Origin of the sequence: Salinivibrio sp. IB574 (genome assembly GCF_001996205.1) — a bacterium.
Classification (GTDB): Bacteria; Pseudomonadota; Gammaproteobacteria; order Enterobacterales; family Vibrionaceae; genus Salinivibrio; species Salinivibrio proteolyticus.
Window position 1 is genome coordinate 40,564 of sequence record NZ_MUFN01000010.1, and the last position, 20,455, is coordinate 61,018.

At 50.4% G+C, this 20,455-nt stretch carries 16 protein-coding genes; 8 read left to right on the top strand and 8 right to left on the bottom strand.

Annotated elements, in window-relative coordinates; genetic code table 11:
• Window positions 1–98 precede the first annotated feature (98 nt).
• Together BZJ17_RS06435 and BZJ17_RS06440 are read left to right on the top strand one after the other, a co-directional pair.
• The gene (locus BZJ17_RS06435) at window positions 99–767 is read left to right on the top strand and encodes a 7-cyano-7-deazaguanine/7-aminomethyl-7-deazaguanine transporter (RefSeq protein WP_077640163.1); all 669 of its coding nucleotides are present in this window, start codon (window positions 99–101) and stop codon (window positions 765–767) included.
• 61 nt (window positions 768–828) lie between these two features.
• Window positions 829–1,299, top strand: coding sequence for a GNAT family N-acetyltransferase (locus BZJ17_RS06440; protein ID WP_077640164.1), 471 nt, complete (start codon window positions 829–831; stop codon window positions 1,297–1,299).
• A 547-nt stretch (window positions 1,300–1,846) separates the two neighbouring features.
• Here the strand turns inward: BZJ17_RS06440 and elbB are convergent.
• Window positions 1,847–2,497: an isoprenoid biosynthesis glyoxalase ElbB gene (elbB, locus tag BZJ17_RS06445; protein WP_069590273.1), complete on the bottom strand. Its 651-nt coding sequence runs from the start codon at window positions 2,495–2,497 to the stop codon at window positions 1,847–1,849.
• A gap of 451 nt (window positions 2,498–2,948) precedes the next feature.
• Between elbB and polA the strand changes: the two genes are divergently transcribed.
• A complete protein-coding gene (gene polA, locus BZJ17_RS06450) occupies window positions 2,949–5,699 on the top strand; it encodes a DNA polymerase I (protein WP_077640165.1) in 2,751 nt (916 codons plus the stop codon).
• A 759-nt stretch (window positions 5,700–6,458) separates the two neighbouring features.
• Here the strand turns inward: polA and yihA are convergent.
• A complete protein-coding gene (gene yihA / locus BZJ17_RS06455) occupies window positions 6,459–7,112 on the bottom strand; it encodes a ribosome biogenesis GTP-binding protein YihA/YsxC (protein WP_077640166.1) in 654 nt (217 codons plus the stop codon).
• Between the two features lie 149 nt (window positions 7,113–7,261).
• Here yihA and BZJ17_RS06460 point away from each other — a divergent pair, with 149 nt between their 5' ends.
• From BZJ17_RS06460 to hemN, 5 genes are all read left to right on the top strand, one after another.
• A complete protein-coding gene (locus BZJ17_RS06460; protein ID WP_069590267.1) occupies window positions 7,262–7,879 on the top strand; it encodes a c-type cytochrome in 618 nt (205 codons plus the stop codon).
• Between the two features lie 713 nt (window positions 7,880–8,592).
• Window positions 8,593–9,234, top strand: a complete 642-nt coding sequence (locus BZJ17_RS06465) for a class I SAM-dependent methyltransferase (RefSeq protein WP_069591276.1) — start codon at window positions 8,593–8,595, stop codon at window positions 9,232–9,234.
• The gene (yihI, locus tag BZJ17_RS06470) at window positions 9,231–9,710 is read left to right on the top strand and encodes a Der GTPase-activating protein YihI (protein WP_069591261.1); all 480 of its coding nucleotides are present in this window, start codon (window positions 9,231–9,233) and stop codon (window positions 9,708–9,710) included. The genes BZJ17_RS06465 and yihI overlap by 4 nt, the downstream gene beginning before the upstream one ends.
• Window positions 9,711–9,723: 13 nt before the next feature.
• A complete protein-coding gene (locus BZJ17_RS06475) occupies window positions 9,724–10,218 on the top strand; it encodes a DUF2489 domain-containing protein (protein ID WP_077640167.1) in 495 nt (164 codons plus the stop codon).
• A gap of 173 nt (window positions 10,219–10,391) precedes the next feature.
• Window positions 10,392–11,765 carry an oxygen-independent coproporphyrinogen III oxidase gene (hemN, locus tag BZJ17_RS06480; protein WP_077640168.1) on the top strand — a complete coding sequence of 458 codons (1,374 nt, stop codon included), beginning with the start codon at window positions 10,392–10,394 and terminating at the stop codon, window positions 11,763–11,765.
• Window positions 11,766–11,814: 49 nt separating this feature from the next.
• Here hemN and add read toward each other — a convergent pair whose 3' ends face one another.
• The 6 genes from add to glnA all read right to left on the bottom strand — a co-directional run bounded on the left by add (window position 11,815) and on the right by glnA (window position 20,235).
• Entirely contained in the window at window positions 11,815–12,816 is a 1,002-nt protein-coding gene (gene add, locus BZJ17_RS06485; RefSeq protein WP_077640186.1) for an adenosine deaminase, read from the bottom strand.
• 85 nt (window positions 12,817–12,901) lie between these two features.
• Window positions 12,902–15,445 (bottom strand): EAL domain-containing protein, encoded by a 2,544-nt coding sequence (locus BZJ17_RS06490; RefSeq protein WP_198534101.1) that lies wholly within the window; start codon window positions 15,443–15,445, stop codon window positions 12,902–12,904.
• 120 nt (window positions 15,446–15,565) lie between these two features.
• Window positions 15,566–16,975, bottom strand: coding sequence for a nitrogen regulation protein NR(I) (glnG, locus tag BZJ17_RS06495; protein WP_069591253.1), 1,410 nt, complete (start codon window positions 16,973–16,975; stop codon window positions 15,566–15,568).
• Complete coding sequence (glnL, locus tag BZJ17_RS06500; RefSeq protein ID WP_069591252.1) at window positions 16,968–18,032, bottom strand: nitrogen regulation protein NR(II); 1,065 nt, start codon at window positions 18,030–18,032, stop codon at window positions 16,968–16,970. The genes glnG and glnL overlap by 8 nt, the downstream gene beginning before the upstream one ends.
• A gap of 124 nt (window positions 18,033–18,156) precedes the next feature.
• A complete protein-coding gene (locus BZJ17_RS06505; RefSeq protein ID WP_077640170.1) occupies window positions 18,157–18,714 on the bottom strand; it encodes a DUF4124 domain-containing protein in 558 nt (185 codons plus the stop codon).
• A 111-nt stretch (window positions 18,715–18,825) separates the two neighbouring features.
• A complete protein-coding gene (glnA, locus tag BZJ17_RS06510) occupies window positions 18,826–20,235 on the bottom strand; it encodes a glutamate--ammonia ligase (RefSeq protein WP_069591248.1) in 1,410 nt (469 codons plus the stop codon).
• Window positions 20,236–20,455: the final 220 nt, after the last annotated feature.

Genomic DNA, 20,455 nt, shown 5'->3' on the forward strand with positions numbered 1-20,455 from the left:
GTCGCTTGATTGCTGTATAATTCGCCACCTCGCGCTGCCTGTAGACGGGTAGCTAAGTATTTTGGGTTCCCTCGCCCCCAATGACAAAAAGGTGCACTATGAGCCACTTTTCTCTTGCTCAGCAGCGTAAAGCGCTGGGTTACCTCGTGATCTTTCATCTACTGATCATTGCCTCCAGTAACTACTTGGTGCAGATCCCCTTTACGGTTTGGGGTTTCCACACCACGTGGGGGGCGTTTACGTTTCCGTTTATTTTCTTGGCCACTGATTTAACCGTCAGGATCTATGGTCCGGCATTGGCACGCCGTATTATCTTGCTGGTAATGGTGCCCTCACTGCTGATTTCCTACGTGTTATCCGTCTTGTTCTATCAAGGCAGTTACCAAGGGTTTGCGGAACTGGGCACGTTTAACCTCACTGTCGCTCGGATTGCGATTGCCAGCTTTATGGCTTACTTACTGGGTCAGATCTTAGATATTCATGTGTTCAATCGGTTACGCCAGCAGCGCCAATGGTGGGTCGCGCCGAGTTGTTCTACCTTGTTTGGTAATGCGTCAGACACACTCGCTTTTTTCGCGATTGCGTTTTACCAAAGCCAAGATGCCTTTATGGCCGAGCACTGGGTTGAAATTGCCTTGGTAGACTATGCCTTTAAGCTGATTATTAGCTTGGGGCTGTTTATTCCTATGTATGGGGTGTTGCTAAACCTGATTATTCGACGAATCACACAGGTGACGCCGTCGGCGACGGTGCAGCAAACGTCCTAATCAGCAGCAGAATAAAGAGTCGCATCGCGGCTCTTTTTTTACGTCAATGCGAGGAGGTGAGATGGAAATTCGTGCTGGGCACTTAGAAGATGCGGTAACGGTGCTTAACAGCGTGCCCGAGTTGGATGCAGGTGTATCCTTGGATCAATGTCACGCGCGATTAGCGGGACGCAAAGCATTGGCATTAGTCGCATACCAAAACGGTGAGCCTGTCGGTGCCAAAATAGGCTATGCCACCAGTCAGACGCAGTTTTATAGCTGGCTGGGCGGGGTAACCAAAGCGGCCCGAGGTCAAGGAGTGGCGAAAGCGCTACTCAAGGCTCAAGAAGCGTGGGTAGCGGCTTCTGGCTATCAAACGCTTGCTGTCAAATCACGTAATCGCTTCACCGCGATGGTGTGCATGCTGATGCGTCATGGCTATCAGATGGTTGCGGTGGAGCAAAAAGGTCAGCCTGCCGATTACCGGCTTTATTTTGAGAAGCAGATCAATAAATGTACAGCGAGTGAAAAAATAAGCGTATTTTTTTCTTGATAAACGATAATGAGAATGGTTATTATTAGCTTGCACTCAGGGCCAAGCCCACATGCTCAGCTCTGAAGGCACGACATTGCTCACATTGCTTCCAGTGTATTAGCGGGGCGCTTATCAAACAGTGATTAAGTTAGCCTATTTTTGCTAGGCGACACCTCTCAGGGTGTCGCTTTTTTCTTTTCTGGGCACTGGCTTTTCGAACCAAAGTTGTTAGCGTGATGACTAAAGTTGTTAGCGTGATGACTTTGGGTGCAATAACAGTTTGATGACAGCGAGTGAGTCTGAGCACAAGATCAATAAATGAAAAAGATTCTCAACTAAGTGTTGAAAATGGGAATGAGAATGGTTATTGTTAACTTGCGTTCAGGGCAAAGCCCACATGCTCAGCTCTGAAGGCACGACATTGCTCACATTGCTTCCAGTGTATTGGGGCCAGCAAACTGTTCTGATTACAGCTTTGTTTTTGCGCTCACTTGTTATAGCGACGCCCATCTCGGCGTCGCTTTTTTCTTTTTCTCTGCTGCGTTTCTGTGCGGATGAGCGTGTCTTAGGCGAGTTCTACCAATTTTTTCACCATCCGATTGATCCCACTGGCGGCATCCAGTACTGACGTCGCGAGCATATAGGCGGGCGTGGACAGGAGATGGTGGCGCTGATCTAATACATAATCTGATACCGGACACTCAATATGTTCACCGCCCATCCGATTAAAGGCGGCAGCGATATCGGGCTCATTGCCAATGGTGCCCTTGACGCCTTTTGGATAGATCTGCGGGATCATGATGGGGGCAATACACATGTAGCCGGCGGGCTTTTCTGCACGGGCGAAGGCTTGGCAAACCGCAAACATCTCTTGATTGACTTGCACCGGATCGCCATTGTAAGCAAAGTCCGATAAGTTTTTCGCGGCGCCAAAGCCGCCGGGAACCAGTAAGGCGTCGAAGTGGTCGACGTTTAAATCCGTTAGCGGAAGAATCTCCCCACGAACAATACGGCTGGCTTCGGTGAGTACATTGCGTGTCTCGTTCATCGCTTCGCCGGTACGATGATCGATCACATGGTGCTGATCGATATCTGGTGCGAAGCATTGCCATTGGGCATCGTTTTGCTCGAGGGCAAGCAGGGATAGGACTACCTCTTGGATCTCGGCACCGTCAAACACGCCGCAGCCAGATAAGATAACAGCCACCTTTTTCATGATGCTCTCCTTGTATCGAGATTAAAATTATCGCAATCAATGTGGATAATCGACCAAACGCGTCTACGCTTAATTGCGTTCAACAGTGTCGCATTGGTGCTGGGTTAAGCGAAATAGTAGCCAAGTTCGATAACTAAATTGGTGATTATCTCCGCAGTTTGTGATGACTTTCTCTGCAACCTCATGCAGAGCAAGTGATTTCTTTTTCCACACCCAAGGATCCTTTTTCGATCAAGATCCTTTTTGCGCTATTCGGGATAAGTGTTTGTTTTTAAGGTGTTTAAAAATCAAAATTCATGAGTATTTAGACGAAATCAAAACCCTATAAAATATTTACCAACAAACTTATCCACAGCTCAGGCTATGGATGTGAAAAACCGTGGTTAACAGGAATGACGACTCGTGGCATGCTTAGCAGCTAACGTGTTTAACTGGCAACCAAGATTCTGATATGGCAACTCTTCCCGACAATCCGTTAATCCTCGTGGATGGCTCTTCGTACCTTTACCGGGCATACCATGCTTCTCCTAATCTCACCAATAGCCAAGGTGAACCCACCGGGGCTGTATTTGGGGTAGTGAACATGCTGCGTAGTTTGTTGCGACAATTTCCCCATTCACATGTGGCGGTGATTTTTGATGCCAAAGGGAAGACGTTTCGTGACGATATGTACGAGCAGTACAAAGCCAACCGTCCACCCATGCCAGATGACCTACGCGGGCAAATTGAACCTTTGCATAAGATTATTAAAGCCATGGGTCTGCCTTTACTCGCGGTAGAAGGGGTGGAGGCCGATGATGTGATTGGCACGCTCGCCACTCAAGCCTCAAAAGCGGGAATGCCGGTCCTGATCAGCACGGGTGATAAAGACATGGCGCAGCTGGTGGATGAGCATGTCACCTTAATCAACACCATGACTAATGTGGTGATGGATCCTGAGGCGGTGCGTGAGAAGTATGGCTTTGGTCCTGAGCATATTATTGATTACCTTGCCCTGATGGGCGACAAAGTCGATAACATTCCTGGCGTACCGGGTGTGGGCGATAAAACCGCGACCGCGTTGATTGCCAATCTAGGCGGCTTGGATGATATCTACGCGAACCTCGATAAGATTGCAGCGCTCAGCTTCCGCGGCGCGAAAAGCATGGCGAAAAAACTGACTGAGCATCAAGACGCCGCTTACCTGTCTTATCAGCTCGCCACGATTAAATTAGATGTTGAACTGGATTTCACCCCTGAACAGCTGGTCAAGCAAGAGCCTGATAATGACACCTTGGTGGCCATGTATCGTGACTTGCAATTCCGCCGCTGGCTTAAAGAGTTGGATGAAGGCGATGCGCCGGAAGAGGCGGTGTCTGATGAACCTATCCCACAAGAAACCACGATTGACCGCAGTGGCTACCAGACCGTTCTGACTCGCGACGCACTGGACTCTTGGCTGAAGAAAATTCGTGACGCTGAGGTAGTTGCGGTCGATACGGAAACCGATAGCCTCAACTATATGGAAGCCAATCTGGTTGGTATTTCATTTGCCGTCGCGCCAGGTGAAGCGGCCTATGTACCGGTAGCGCATGATTATCTGGAAGCGCCGGCTCAATTATCGCTGGATGAGGTGCTGGAGGTGTTGCATCCTTGGTTGGAAGATCCCTCAGCGGCGAAAGTCGGCCAGAATCTGAAATATGATGCCAGTGTGTTTGCGCGTCACGGGATCACCTTAAAAGGGATTGCCTATGACACCATGCTGGAATCGTACGTCTATAACAGTGTGGCAGGACGCCATGACATGGACAGCCTCGCTGAACGCTACTTGCAGCACACCTGCATCAGTTTTGAAGACATAGCTGGGAAAGRCAAGAAACAACTGACCTTTAACCAAATCCCTCTTGAGCAAGCGGCACCTTATGCGGCGGAAGATGCCGACATTACGTTGCGTTTGCACCAATATCTGATTGGTAAAGTCACCAGTGACGAGAAACTGAAAACCATCTTTGAGTTCTATGAGATGCCACTAGTCAGCGTGTTGTCGCGTATGGAACGTCATGGTGTGCTAATTGACAAAGACAAGTTGGCGACCCAATCAGAAGCGTTGCATACTCGTTTGATTGAGCTTGAGCGTGAAGCGTTTGAGATTGCCGGCGAAGAGTTCAACTTAAGCTCGCCCAAGCAACTGCAAGCGATTTTGTTTGAGAAAATGGGCCTGCCGGTGGTGAAGAAAACCCCATCAGGTAGCCCTTCAACCAATGAAGAAGTGCTGCAAGAGCTCTCACTCGATTACCCGCTGCCAGCGCGGATTTTGGAATACCGTGGGCTGGCAAAGCTCAAATCGACCTACACGGATAAATTGCCGCGCATGATCAATGCGCAAACCGGCCGTGTGCACACCTCTTATCATCAAGCCGTCACCGCGACGGGGCGCTTATCGTCCACCGATCCGAACTTACAAAATATCCCCATTCGTAACGAACAGGGTCGTCGTATTCGTGAAGCCTTCACCGCGGAACCGGATCATACCATTTTGGCGGTCGATTACTCGCAAATCGAATTGCGGATTATGGCGCACCTATCCGGTGATAAAGCCTTGCTAGAAGCGTTCCGTGACGGTAAAGATATTCACGCCGCCACCGCAGCGGAAGTGATGGGGGTAAGCCTCGACGAGGTCACCAGCGAGCAGCGACGCCGCGCTAAAGCGATCAACTTTGGTCTGATTTATGGCATGAGTGCTTTTGGTCTGTCCCGTCAATTAGGGATTGGCCGTCAAGAAGCACAAAGCTATATGGATACCTACTTTGAGCGCTACCCTGGTGTAAAGGCCTACATGGACCGCACCCGTGAGCAAGCGGCGGAAAAAGGCTATGTAGAAACCATTTTCGGTCGCCGTCTCTATTTGCCGGAAATTAAATCGCGTAATGGGATGCGTCGTAAAGGGGCAGAGCGCGCGGCAATCAATGCGCCGATGCAAGGAACGGCGGCCGATATTATTAAGCGTGCGATGATACTGGTTGATCAATGGATTCAAGCCAATGCCGCGGATGACGCCCGTCTGGTGATGCAAGTTCACGATGAACTGGTACTGGAAGTTAAAACGTCATCTTTATCCAAAGTTGAAAGTGAAGTACGGAAACTGATGGAGTCGGCGGCGGACTTGGACGTGCCGCTGATTGCCGAGTCTGGACACGGTAATAACTGGGGTGAAGCCCACTAAATCACGGCTTTTCCTGTGGTTTAATAACAAAAAAGTTAAAGCCGACATCATGTCGGCTTTTTTTTCGTCCGTTTATCTTGCTGTTTTGACGTCTTTTTGCACATTTCGATACAAATTTATGAAAAAAAATTACGTAGGATACTTTTCAACGCTGTGCATTTGATATACAGTTATTGGCGTAGGGTACAGAGGTAAGATGTTCTATCTTTCAGACCTTTTGTTTCACGTTATTGGATTTGGCTGATTCAGCAGCCCCAGTCAGGATACTGACTGGGGCTTTTTTTATTGGAAATTTCCCAACCGATGAAGACACCCTGCCACTGCCTTTTTATGTTTCGCTGACTCGCTTATCCTCATTCTTTTCAAAAAAATTAGAGTAATTACTTTAATTCTAGTGATGAGCTTGGTTATAATGCGCGCAGCTTCTTGTTCTTTATGTGTCTACGGGGTCTTATCAGATCGCTTACGCACAAAGATTCGCCGATCCTGTCTTAGGGTCGGCTTTTTTTTGGCAATTTTGCTCGAAGTGATGGTTTTGTGACCTTGAGGCAGGAATCAAAGTGAATGTGCGGCGAGACTAATGGTTCGACAAAGCGATACTTGCGTTATGGGCGATTGTCTATAAAACTTGTCGCGATAATAAGATAAATCCTATTTCTCTCCCGTTGCCCCACCTGTTCAGGTGGGGACTTTATTTTCTCTGCCATCTTCAGGCTAGACGAGCTCATAAATGCAGCTTACTCGGCGTATAAGAGGCGATCACTCCGGCTCCGCATCAGGGGCAGTCTCGTCGAGAACGGTCTCCTCAGGCGCTTGGTGGTACCAAGTGTCGAGCTTACGACGAAGCTTATCGACGCCAATGCCTTTTAGGGATGAGAACAATTCAATCTCTACATCGCCACAAAACGCCAGTGCGGCTTCACGGATCTTCATCAGTTGTTGCTTACGGGCGCCGGATTTTAGTTTATCGGCTTTGGTCAGTAACACCATGACAGGCAGGTTGGATTGCACTGCCCAATGAATCAACTGTTGATCAAGATCCTTCATGGGATGACGAATATCCATCAACACCACCAGTCCGCCCAACTGCTCGCGTTTTTGTAGGTATTCACCCAGCGAACGTTGCCACTTTTCTTTCATCTCCAGTGGCACTTGGGCAAAACCATAGCCGGGCAGGTCGACAATATGGCAACCATCGTCCACCTTAAAAAGGTTAATTAATTGTGTCCGCCCCGGCGTCTTACTGGTCTTTGCAAGGCTCTTTTGGTCACAAAGACGGTTAAGGGAGCTAGACTTGCCGGCGTTGGAACGACCAGCAAACGCGATTTCTATCCCAGTATTATCAGGCAGATGGCGAATATCGGGTGCGCTGGTAACAAATTGGGTGTTACGGTAATTAAGCGATTGCTCCACTGTTAACTCCGTCTCGTCTTGGTGTAGTAGACTGATTACTTTTGTGTGAATTTGTGTAAAATAACCGTGCTCGGTTTTTGATCGGTTATTGTACCATGACGGTAACGAAGTAGTGGTACTGGAAGCTTGATAATTATAAATGGAATGTCATGAAGAAATTAGCGCTAATATTGACCCTCCTCGCCAGCGCCTCAGCCTGGGCCCAAGGAGATGCTGAAGCGGGCAAAGCAAAAGCCAATACCTGTGCCGCCTGTCACGGTGCCGATGGTAATAGCATTTTGCCTGACTACCCCAACTTGGCGGGTCAGCACGCCAACTATATTGAAAAGCAATTAAAGGAATTTAAGCTCGGCGCGCAAAGCGGCGGAGAGCAAGGTCGTTACAATGCTGTGATGGCAGGCATGGTTGCACCGCTTTCAGAGCAAGACATGGCTGATCTCGCGGCTTACTATGCGACCTTGACGCCTAAGCCTGGCACTACGCCTGAAGGCTCGGTGGCGATTGGCCGTCAGCTTTATATGGCAGGTGATCCTGAGCGTGGCATTGCAGCCTGTACTGCGTGTCATGGTCCGCGCGGTAATGGTACGCCTTCTTCTGGTTTCCCCAAAATTTCTGGCCAGCCCGCGAAATACCTAGCGAGTCAGCTGAAAATGTTCCGCGATGGTGATCGTCATAACGATATGAATCAAATGATGCGCTCAGTAGCGGCGAAGTTGACCGACAACGAGATTGATGCGTTGTCAAAATATCTTGGTGGTCTGCACTAAGACAGCATCGCCTCGCAGCGACACGCACACATATCGAAAGCGAAAGGGGCGCAGGCCGCTTTCGCTTTTTTGTTGCCTGACGTCTTACCCGCTTAGCGTTTGCCTTCGGTTTTTTACTCATACGAACCGACTCCACGCACCTGACCCTATTGACGCAGATAGCTGCACCGCGAAAAGAGCGACTTTTTTTGTAAGAGATCGCCTATAGATTGCCGTGAAAATAGATATGATTTATGCGAGACAATAAAATATAAACATACTATTCAGCGACTTATGGCTTAATGTCGTTTTGTTTCCATCTGTTTTTTGGCTGTAATTCTAGGCAATGATTATGGTTGTAGTATTCTATCCCCATCGACAGGACGTTGATGCATCCCCCGCACGGAGCGCGGGAGAAACGCTAGGAAGGTGACGCCACCAAGGTGGTGCGCATGGAGCGCGTTAGCACAAGGAGTGTGATGCACGAGGACAGTGCCGTGGTTGTCATGATGACAAGGACGCAGGATGCGACCGTTAGGCAGGTAGCCACCACAGCAACAGGACGTTGATACAAAGGGCGCACAGCGCCATCAAGCAGGGACGAAAGACGTACCAGGACGGACGACACCCGCTTATATCGCTCAGGCGATACCGCGACAGGCTTTATGCCTGTCGCTTTTTTATTGACCCACTTTCTGCTACATTCGCGCCAGCTTCTGGCATTGAAGAATGATATGCAGCATTGCCCATTATGTGCGCACCAAGGCGTACACCCTTACCATAGTGATAAACAGCGAGCATACTTCCAGTGTGCAGTGTGTGAGTTAGTCTTCGTTGACCGTGATGCGTTGCTATCGGCGGATGACGAGAAGGCGATTTACGACTTACACCAAAACCATGCTGAGGATGAAGGCTATAAACGTTTTCTGTCCCGCCTGTTCACACCGTTAATGACACGGTTACCCCAACATGCTTACGGGCTCGATTTTGGTTGTGGACCGGGGCCGGTATTGGCGAGAATGCTGACTGACGCAGGGCACACGATGGCCTGCTATGATCCCTTCTATGCGCCAGATGCACAGGTCTTAGAGACGCAGTATGACTTTATTACCTGTACAGAAGCTATCGAACACTTTTATCAACCCGACGTGGCTTGGCAACAATGGCAAGCCATGCTAAAGCCCGGTGGATGGCTTGGGTTGATGACCAAGTTGGTCACAGACCAAGCGGCATTCTCACGTTGGCATTACAAAAATGACCCCACACACGTGAGCTTTTTTAGCCGTCATACTTTTGAGTTTTTAGCCGCACAATCGGGCCTTGCGCTTGAATTTGTTGGCAACGACGTAATTTTAATGAGGAAACCACTGTCATGACGCGTAAAAAGAAAACGCGCCGCGTAGGATCGGAAGGCCCGGCGCAATACGTAGATAAAAATCAGAATGAACAAGATCGCATTGCGCGTATGCTGAAAAAGCAGAAAAAGCGCAAAGGTAAAAAAGCCGGCTCGCGTCATTCGGAAGAAAGTAAAACGCAAACGCGCCGCAGCGGAGGTAATAAAGACCCGCGCATTGGCAGTAAAAAGCCTATCCCACTCGGGACGGATGCGGTGAAACCAAAGCAGCCTAAACTCACGCCTGAGCAAGAGCTTGCCAAACTCGAGCAAGACCCTCAACTGAATGTGTTGTTGGATCGTATCGAAAACGGTGAGAAGTTAGGCTCTGGTCTGCAAGCGTATGTGGATGAGAAGCTCGATCGCATTGAAGTGCTGATGGATAAGCTTGGTTTACTCAATGACGACGACACTGATGAAGACGACCTGCTGGCGAAATTTGAACAACAGGACGACTAACGAGGAGTAACAGGTGCAGGATTGGATCTGGGTATTAGCCGGACTAGGCGGATTAATTATTCTCGGCCTATCCATTTATGCGGGGGTGTTGCTGGCTAAATTAAAACGCCAAAACACCTTACAAGCGCAGCAAAAAGAGGCTGCGATTGCCAAGCGCAACGATAAAATTGTCGAGAGTGTCGACGTGATTGCGTTTGCCGCACTTAACGATCAGTGTGATTTATCGGAAGCGGCGATTCGGCTCTATATGATCATGGATCATTTGCAAGGCGATAAACGGGTCGAGTTTGATAGCCGTTACCCCGCATTGTTTGAGCTGTATGAAGCGGTGAAAGATACCCCACGCGGCGAGGCGCGCAGTGCGCTGAAAAAGAAAGAGCGTATGAAGTTTGACTTAGAACGGGCGAAACACGAAGCGCGCCTTGAGCAAGCGATTAAGGCCGAGTTGGCCGAGATTCTCGCGTTTACGGGCGGTCGCCATATCCCTGATCATATCCTGACCCATTAAAGCCAGTCGCGCGGTCTATCTTCTGACCGCGCAATACCCCTATAATTATTGGGCGAAACTCGATCTCACCGACATTTTCGCATCGCTAGCGCCGGTTTGTGCTCAACACATCACCAAAAGCTGTGGCACACTAGGCGCTGTTGTCCTGAGCGCTCTTTGCGGAATTGTAAGCCATGTCCTCACCACAAGTTATTTGGGATCAAGCCCTTATCAATAAGTACAACTATTCAGGGCCCCGCTATACCTCGTATCCTACCGCGTTAGAATTTCACGAAGCCTTTACGGCCGCTGAATTTGATATGGCCTGTAGCCAGTATCCTGACCGGCCCTTATCGCTCTACGTGCATATCCCGTTTTGCCATAAGCTTTGCTATTACTGTGGCTGTAATAAAGTGGTGACGCGCCATCAGCATAAAGCGGATGAATACCTGGATGCGCTAGAGCATGAAATTCGCCAGCGCGCGTTTTTGCTGGGCACGCGTCGCGTGACTCAATTGCATTGGGGTGGAGGGACGCCGACATTTTTAACCAAACCGCAAATATCCCGTTTGATGAATTTGTTGCGTCAAGAGTTTCACTTTGAGGCTGAGGCAGAAATCAGCATTGAGGTGGACCCGCGTGAAATTCCATTGGACATGCTTGATCATTTGCGCGGTGAGGGATTTAACCGTATTAGCATTGGCGTGCAGGACTTTGATAAAAAAGTGCAGCAGTTGGTCAATCGAGAGCAAGACGAAGACTTTATCCACGCCTTGGTTGAGCGTGCGCGTGAGCTGGGATTTCGATCCACCAATCTTGATTTAATTTATGGTTTACCCACACAAACGCCAGCGGGTTTTGCCAAGACCTTAGAGCAAGTACTGACGATGCGTCCGGGACGTTTGTCGGTGTTTAATTATGCGCATTTGCCATCGCTGTTTGCTGCGCAGCGCAAAATTAAAGACGACGACCTCCCATCGCCAGATGCCAAGCTGACTATGCTGCAAGAGACCATCACCACATTAACCGATGCTGGCTACCAATTTATCGGTATGGACCACTTTGCTCTGCCCGATGATGAATTGGCTGTCGCTCAGCGCGAAGGGCGTTTACACCGCAATTTCCAAGGTTACACCACGCAAGGTGATTGTGACTTACTGGGGTTGGGGGTGTCGGCAATTTCGATGATTGGCGATTGTTACGCGCAAAACCAAAAGGACATGAAGCAGTATTATCAGCAAGTGAATGCTGAGCGCCATGCATTATGCAAAGGCGTGATGCTAGAGCGCGATGACCGGATCCGCCGTGATGTGATCAAAGCATTGATGTGTAATTTTTACTTGGATAAAGCCCAGATTGCGGCCGAGTATGACATCGACTTTGATGGCTATTTTGCCGAGGATCTGAAACTCTTGCAGTGTTTTGTCGATGATGGCTTGGTCGCCTTGACCGACACCAGCATTGCTGTGACCAAAACGGGGCGCATGTTGATTCGTAACATCTGTATGAGTTTTGATGTTTATTTACGGGATAGGGCTCGCCAACAACAGTTCTCGCGAGTGATTTAAACAAAAAAACCGCCAAACGGCGGTTTTTTTGTGTCGCTTGGTTCGCAAATTAGCGGGCCGCGGCGTTGGCGGTCAGTGCCGCTTTCTCACTGTCAGACAAGAAAGCAATGGTCAGGCCATTTTCTTGTAGTGTGTGGATTTGCGCAGTAGTTAAGCCCGCCGCTGGGGCAGCCACTTCGTATTCATACGGGAGTTCAATGCCTTCGACGGCGGGATCGTCGGTATTTAACGAAGCCAGAATACCGTGATCGAGGAACTGACGTACCGGGTGCTGAGACAAATCCGCCACCGTACTGGTTTGAATGTTCGACGTTAGGCAGCTTTCAATCCCGATACGGTTTTCGGCCAAGTAGTCCATCAGTTTTGGATCCTCAATGGCTTTAACCCCGTGCCCGATTCGGGTCGCGCCGAGTTCATTAATGGCTTGCCACATGCTGGCCGCACCCGCGGCTTCACCCGCGTGCACGGTCACTTGCAGATCGCTGGCACGGACTTTGGTGAAGTGTTGGGTAAATTGATCGCCAGGTTGGCCCAGCTCATCACCGGCCAGATCGATGGCGACCAATTGATGCTTCTGGGTCAGCAAGGCATCTAGCTCCGCCATACAAGCTTGAGGGCCAAAAGTGCGGCTCATGATGCCAATCAGGTTGGTTTTTACGCCAAAGTCACGGCTACCGGCTTGCACGCCATCGACCACGGCTTCCACCACGCCTTCCAGAGGCAGTTGATGTTTCATCGCCATGTAGTAAGGCGAAAAGCGTAGTTCCGCATAATCAATGCGTGCGTTTAATGCGTCTTCGACGTTCTCATACGCCACACGGCGCACTGCATCCAAATCACCCAGCACGGCGACGCCCCAGTCCAGCTTGGACAAAAACGCGACCAGATCCGGCTCGTTTTCAACCACTTGCACGTGTGGGCGTAGCGCATCGATGTTGGTTGCCGGCAGAGGCATCGCGAATTTTTGCCCCAGCTCTAAAATGGTCTCGATACGGATGTTGCCGTCCAGATGGCGGTGTAAGTCCGTCAAGGGTAGGTCTTTTCTTATCATCATCGGTTCCCAGCAGGTGAGTTGGCGCTCAGTATAGCGATTGACCATCACATCGTCAGTAGCCAGTATGCCGATGATGTGACAACTATCGCGTGGGGAGCTTATCCGTTACCCGTTCTGTTGGCAGTTCGGCCAAAGGAAGCGGCTTGGCAAACAAGAACCCTTGGGCGTAGTGGCAGCCAATTTCACGCAGTCGAATCGCTTCTTCTTGGGTTTCAATCCCTTCGGCAACGAGGTGGACGTCCATGCCACGGGTCATGGCTACTACGGCTTCAATGATGCGCTGGTTGGTCACATTTTCAGTCATCGAATGCACAAAGCTGCGATCGATTTTTAAGCTATCAAAGGCCATCTGGTGAAGGTATGCCAAAGACGAATAGCCGGTCCCAAAATCGTCGATGGCTATTTTGATGCCCAACGATCGGATTTTAGTTAACCCCGATGTCGCCAGTTGTTCGTGGCTCATCAGTTGAGATTCGGTGATCTCTAAGGTGAGGTTATCGGCGGGCAAGCGGGTACGCGACAGGACATCTTGCAACTTATCGATAAAATCAGCGGATAAAAGCTGGCGGGCGGATAAGTTTACGTGCAGCTGAAAATCCGCTGCCCACATGCCTTTTTCGATTTGAGCGACGGTATCGTACGCGGCCTGTTCAAGCACTTGCATACCAATTTGGTTGATTAAACCGCTTTGTTCGGCCACCGGAATAAATTCGGCGGGCGACACCATGCCCCGACTGGGACTTTCCCACCGGACTAGTGCTTCGGCGCCACAGAAACGGCCATCAACAAGACGCACAAGAGGTTGATAGTAAACCACAAATTCATGGTGCTGTACGGCATGATGAAGCTCGAGCAGCAAGCGCGACTGCTCTTGGACACGCGCTTGCATACTGGCCTCAAAGAAAACATAGGCATCGGTTTCACTGCGTTTTGCTTCACTCAGTGCCAATCCTGCGTGTTGCAATCCTTCATAAATGGCATCGCCAAAGGTGTGGCCAAAGACTACCCCAGCACATGCATCGACCAAGACCTCATCGTTACCGATTTTGACCGGACGCTTGAACAGGCTGAGCAATTGATTCACCAAGGCTTCTGACTGAGTGCGATTGGTGGTGTTGGGGGCCAGCACTGCAAACTCATCACCGCGAATCCGTGACACCAACATCCCAGTGCCATCCGCGAGATCGGTTAAGCGCTGAGCAATGGTGCACAGGAGTTGATCGCCGCCGTCTTGGCCTAGACTGTCGTTGATGTTGCGAAACCCGTTGATGCCGAGGATCACTAAAGTGTTGGGCGCGTGATAGCGGATGGTGTTGGCTTGTTCTAATAAGCCTTCTCGGGTGTACAAACGGGTTAAGTTATCTTGACGGACCTGTAGACGTAATGCATTGAACGAGTCCTGCACTTTGTCGGACATGTTGTTAAAGGCATCTTTAAGAATGGCGATTTCTCGCAAACTGGCAGAGGTGTTGATCCGATACGTCAGGTTCCCTGAAGCAAGCTTGGCGGCAGCTTCCGCGGTATCGCGCAAAGGGCGGGTGAGCTGGCGAATAATCAAATACACTACCATTAACCCAACTAGCGCCATGGCTATCACCAGGTAGACACTGATCTTTTGTTGGTTGAGTAAGCTCTCCAGCAATAACTGATCGGGCAAGGCTACCACCACATACCAGTCGTGCTGGAAAGGTGCCGCCATATCTACCTTCTTGATCGTGCCGTAAAAATTGCCCTGATCGGCAATCTTAAAATAAAAAGGCTGCCCCAATTGCGAGGGAACAGGAGGCCAGTCATTGGAGATATTCCTGATGGTATTGTTGAGCACCGAGTTATTGGTCACGCTCGGGAAATGAAGAATATTGGTCGGGCTGTCTTGGCCGCTGTGTGCCAGCATGCGCCCTTCACTATCGACAATAAACAAGGCACCGCCCAGCTTTTGCTGACGCTCACTTAAAAACTGATTGAAAGCGGTGAGTTTAATGTCGCTGGCAACCACGCCCCATACTTTGTCGTTTATTTGGATGGGGGCAATGGCAGAGAGCGAGACTTCTCCCACCTCATCGGCATCGCGATAAATATCGGTCCAGCGTGGCTGCTCACGGTTAAAGGCAGGAATGTACCAAGGGCGCACACGGGGATCGTAATCCCCGTCTTGATAAATCACATTAGATAAAGGCGTACGCCCATCGAAGATGCGCAAGGCGCGGTCGGTATCATCACTGCGCTCCATGAGTACGTATTGGCCACTGTCGCTTTTGCGATAGCCGTAATAGTCGCCGCGGGCATCGACACCAATGCTCAACACCTGCATATGAGGCATGGCTTGAAAAAGTGAGGTATAGCTGTTGAGCAAGTAATTGCGAATGTCTTGTGGGGTGGGATTGCGATCTTTCGCCCACGCTGCCACGCTGTCAGCGACAAAGACATTGGCGTAAAACGGATTTTCGAGGTATTGACGTAAGTCCTGCTCTATCCCCTGAGAGTAGTCGGTAAGCAGTAACTTACCGACGAAACGCGAACTGGACTGGTAATGATTGTTGATTGTAAAAACGATCACAATCAGTGTCAGCGTGAGTACGAGAAACACGGGTAACATGACAGCTGCTCGAATCGAAAGGGGACGCATGTTTCTCATTAGTACAACAACTTAACTCTTCTCAAGAACCCAACACAATTGGCGGATTGTACCCCAATCACTGTTATTAAATTTAGCAGAGGTTCAAAGTGTTTGAGTTTTAATAATGAGTCATGACTCAATATTAAGCTCTTTTAGCTTACGGGTGAGTGTATTTCGTCCCCATCCGAGTATTTTCGCTGCATCCTGCTTGTGACCATGGGTGTGTGCCAATGCTGACTCCAACAATATGCGCTCAACACTCGGCAGTGCCTGTTGCAAAATGCCGTGTTGGCCGCTGGCAATCGCATGCTCTGCCCATTGCGCTAATGCGTGCTGCCAGTCTTGCTCTTCGTTCTCGGCTAGGCGGGTGGGCTGGTGAAGCAGCTCGCGAGGTAAGTCGCTGGGTAACACCTCATTGCTACTGGCCATGACGGTTAACCATCGGCAGGTATTTTCTAGCTGACGTACATTCCCCGGCCAAGGTAGCTGGCTCATGATGGCTTTGGTATCTGGATGGAGCTGTTTGGCTTCGACGCCGAGCTCTTCCGCGGCGCGGGCGAGAAAATACTGACACAACTGAGGAATATCTTGGCGTCGGTCTTTAAGAGACGGTAAATGGACGCGAATGACATTCAGGCGGTGGAACAAGTCTTCTCGAAATGCGCCTTCGGCCACCAAGCGCTCTAAATCTTGGTGAGTGGCGGCGATGATCCGCACATCCACATCCACGGCGGCGTGACCACCGACGCGATAGAATTGGCCATCCGCCAGCACACGCAGCAAACGTGTTTGCACATCCAGTGGCATATCGCCAATTTCATCGAGGAATAACGTGCCGCCATTGGCTTGCTCAAACCGTCCTTGGCGCACCGAGTTTGCACCGGTAAAGGCGCCTTTTTCGTGGCCGAACAGTTCAGATTCAATCAAATCTTTGGGAATCGCGGCCATATTAAGTGCGATAAAAGCATGGTCAGCGCGGGGGCTATGGCGGTGCAATGCTTGCGCCACTAACTCTTTCCCTGTGCCAGATTCACCGTTAATCAAGACTGAAATCGATGAACGAGAAAGACGACCTATGGCGCGAAACACTTCTTGCATGGCGGGCGCTTCACCAATGATTTCYGGCATGTCCGCTTGAGAAGGCTGGGTGGTTTGCTGCTTTTGCTGCTCTTTGCGATGTGCCAGTGCACGCTCGACTAAGGCTAGGGCTTCATCAATATCAAATGGCTTCGGCAGATACTCGAATGCGCCCTTTTTGTAAGCATTCACCGCGGCATCCAAATCTGAGTGTGCGGTCATAATGATCACTGGCAAATCCGGATGTTGCTCATGAACACGATGGAGAAGGGCGAGCCCATCCGTGCCCGGCATGCGGATATCGGAGACCAACACATCGGGTGTTTGCTCGCGGAGTGCGCTTAACACACTGTCGGCATCACAAAATGTCTGACACGCTAAATTGGCGGCGCTTAAGGTGCGCTCCATGACCCAACGAATGGAACTGTCATCATCAACAATCCAGATGGTTCCTTTACTCATGCGTGGTGTCCTTTTCAATAATCGGTAATTGGATGATAAAGCAGGTGTGTCCCGGCCAGCTATTAACCTCAATCTTTCCTTTATGCTGATCAATGAGGTGGTGGGTAATCGCAAGCCCGAGGCCATTTCCGTTCACTTTGCTGGTGACCATGGGGTAAAACAAGGTGTCTTGTAGCTCGGGGCTGATGCCCGGCCCATTATCGATAATCTCGATTTGTGCCACGACACGATGACGCATGCCATGAATCACGGTTTGAAACCCTGTGCGTGTACGCAAGGTAATTTGTCCATCGGCTTGCTCGCGCACCGCGTCGGCAGCATTGGCCACCACGTTGAGAATCGCTTGCTCAAGTTGTTCGGGATCCATGTCAAAATCCGGCAAGCTAGGGTCGTAGTCGCGAATGATATCGACTGCGCCCTGCGTGTCGAGATTGACTAACTGACGGACCTTTTCCAGCACCACATGAATATTTTGCTTTTGTCGCAGCCCCGGACGTTGCGGGCCCAGTAGTCGGTCGACGAGATTACGCAGCCGGTCCGCTTGTTCAATGATGATTTGGGTGTATTCGGCCAAGCTCGCATCGGGCAACATTTTTTCCAACAGCTGTGCCGCGCCACGTAAGCCACCGAGCGGGTTTTTTATTTCGTGCGCTAATCCTCGGACTAATTCTTTGGCCGCTTGTTGCTGTGCTTTTTGGGCGAGCTCTTTACTGATCCGTTGCTGCTGGCTAACCACATTGACTTCGAGCAGGATTTTCCCGCCGTCTGGGTCATCAAATAGCGGACTCGCGCTAAGTTGGACTTTTTGTGGTTGACCGTCGACCACCCAAGTCACATCACTGTCGGTCAAGCTCTGTCCGGCTTGTGTGGTACTGACGATGTGTGACCAATCCACACTGGCATGTTGAAGCTGTTCTGTGAGCGGTTGGTTAACTAAACGGCGGACACTTTGGTGCATCAGCTGCTCAGCGGCTGCATTGGCGTACAAAATACGCCATTGTGTGTCGACCACGACAATGGCCGTTAGCAGATGATCGAACAGTTGCCCTGGCATCATGTGCGGCTGAATCCTTGTTTGCACTATAATGGTGCATTGAGTGTAATCAAACTCTGTACACCGTGCAGCCCCCGTCGGTGGCTTTGTGAACTCAATCGGTTGTCATCAGGCGATAACCGCCTCACTAGTGCGTCTGACGCGACGATTGATTGAGATGTGCACGGTGCAAAAAGAAACGATGAACAGGAGATGATGCAATAACCTTGCCGTTTTCAATGTATTGCACTTGCACCGTGTGAGTGCCCCGATCGACTGGCTCAATATACCWATGCAACGTTCGCTGATCTCGCTGTGTGGTTTGCTGGGGGGAAAGCGCTACCTTTGCACCATCGAGGAGCAATACTACCGACTCTGTGGCTGCATGGACGGGACGGACTGATGCCGAGACTTTGAGCTTACCGGGATTGCTGCGCAAGGTCGCACCTTCAGCAGGATGGAGCAGTGAGAGCGCCACGGCGATGTCCGGCTCGATTGAGAGAGAGGCAGGTGTCAGGCTCGATGAAGGTGAGACCGGCGGCGTGGATGGCGTAAAGGATGTCACCGTATACTCAGTGACCGACATCTCGCCAACCGGCCGCGTATCACTGAGATGCAAAACCCCTTGCGCATCGGTCCATTGATAGACGCTGGTGGCTGCACAAGGCAGTGTGATAAGCAACCAAGTTACGAGAAACCATTTCATGTTTGTTGTGCCTTGTCACGGTAAAACACTGAGTGTAAAACGGCATTAGGCGGGCTCAAACATAAAAAAGCCCACCTGCGAGGTGGGCCGTAATTTCTGTTGGTGGGCGCTTTACACTGAGTAGTAAAGTTCGAACTCAACAGGGTGCGTGGTCATTTGGATGCGCTCCACGTCACCGGCTTTTAGGCCAATGTAAGAGTCGATAAAGTCATCCGAGAACACGCCACCAGCCGTCAAGAATTCACGATCGGCATCAAGGGCTTGCAAGGCTTCTTTCAAGGACTCGGCAACGGTTGGGATTTCCGCCGCTTCCTCTGCGGGTAAGTCGTACAAGTCTTTATCCATCGCATCGCCTGGATGGATCTTGTTTTTAATCCCGTCAAGACCAGCCATCAGCATCGCAGCAAAGCACAGGTATGGGTTCGCAGACGGATCGCCAAAGCGGACTTCGATACGACGTGCTTTCGGGCTCGGCACCACCGGAATACGGATAGACGCAGAACGGTTACGCGCGGAGTAAGCCAGCATGACAGGCGCTTCAAAACCGGGAACCAGACGCTTGTAGGAGTTGGTTGAAGCGTTGGCAAAGGCGTTGATGGCACGCGCATGCTTGATGATACCGCCAATGTAGTAAAGAGCGGTTTCGGACAAGCCACCGTACTTGTCACCGGCAAACAGGTTTTGACCGTCTTTCGCGAGTGATTGGTGTACGTGCATGCCCGAGCCGTTATCACCAACCAGTGGCTTTGGCATAAAGGTTGCGGTTTTACCAAAGGCGTGCGCGACGTTATGCACGACATACTTGTAGATCTGAATTTCGTCCGCTTTGGTGGTCAGAGTGTTAAAGCGGGTTGCGATCTCGTTTTGTCCTGCGGTTGCCACTTCGTGGTGGTGCGCCTCAACCACGAGGCCCATTTCTTCCATCACTAATGACATGGCAGAGCGGATATCTTGTGATGAATCCACAGGGGCAACTGGGAAGTAGCCGCCTTTTACGCCCGGACGGTGGCCTTTGTTACCGCCTTCCAGCGCCGAGCCCGAGTTCCAGCTCGCTTCGACGTCATCAATTTTGTAGAAAGAGCCGGCCATATCAGTGGCGAATTTCACGTCATCGAACAAGAAAAACTCTGGTTCAGGACCGATCAGGACGGTATCAGCAATGCCAGTTGCGCGCATGTAGTCTTCGGCACGTTTGGCAATCGAGCGAGGGTCACGCTCATAACCTTGCATGGTTGAGGGCTCAAGAATATCACAGCGAATGTTGAGCGTGCTTTCTTCGGTAAATGGGTCCAGCACGGCTGAGCTTGGGTCAGGCATCATGATCATGTCTGATTCGTTGATGCCTTTCCAACCGGCGACGGATGAGCCATCAAACATTTTGCCTTCTTCGAAAAAGTCAGCATCGATTTGGTGTGAAGGAATAGAGACATGCTGCTCTTTACCCTTAGTATCGGTAAAGCGCAGATCGATGAATTTCACCTCGTTCTCTTGGATCAATGCGAGCACGTTTTCTACTGACATGTGAAATAACCTCCGGTGTCAAAATAAAAGGGTAAGCTGGGTTTGCTCCTTGCACAGTACAAAGCGAAAACTGTGCCAACAATTTTAAACGTGCTAATTGCCCCATTGACGGGCAACGCGACGATTAATGGGCACCGAAACACTACCTGTATGCACCATTATTGTGCATCAATGCATTGCTATGGTGCAAATAACTCGGCAGTGGTGTTGGATTCGCACG

Coding starts and splice junctions, on each gene's coding strand:
- BZJ17_RS06435 (WP_077640163.1), top strand. CDS start 99: ATGAGCCACTTTTCTCTTGCTCAGCAGCGTAAAGCGCTGGGTTACCTC.
- BZJ17_RS06440 (WP_077640164.1), top strand. CDS start 829: ATGGAAATTCGTGCTGGGCACTTAGAAGATGCGGTAACGGTGCTTAAC.
- elbB (WP_069590273.1), bottom strand. CDS start 2,497: ATGAAAAAGGTGGCTGTTATCTTATCTGGCTGCGGCGTGTTTGACGGT.
- BZJ17_RS06460 (WP_069590267.1), top strand. CDS start 7,262: ATGAAGAAATTAGCGCTAATATTGACCCTCCTCGCCAGCGCCTCAGCC.
- BZJ17_RS06465 (WP_069591276.1), top strand. CDS start 8,593: ATGCAGCATTGCCCATTATGTGCGCACCAAGGCGTACACCCTTACCAT.
- yihI (WP_069591261.1), top strand. CDS start 9,231: ATGACGCGTAAAAAGAAAACGCGCCGCGTAGGATCGGAAGGCCCGGCG.
- hemN (WP_077640168.1), top strand. CDS start 10,392: ATGTCCTCACCACAAGTTATTTGGGATCAAGCCCTTATCAATAAGTAC.
- add (WP_077640186.1), bottom strand. CDS start 12,816: ATGATAAGAAAAGACCTACCCTTGACGGACTTACACCGCCATCTGGAC.
- BZJ17_RS06490 (WP_198534101.1), bottom strand. CDS start 15,445: ATGCGTCCCCTTTCGATTCGAGCAGCTGTCATGTTACCCGTGTTTCTC.
- glnL (WP_069591252.1), bottom strand. CDS start 18,032: ATGATGCCAGGGCAACTGTTCGATCATCTGCTAACGGCCATTGTCGTG.
- glnA (WP_069591248.1), bottom strand. CDS start 20,235: ATGTCAGTAGAAAACGTGCTCGCATTGATCCAAGAGAACGAGGTGAAA.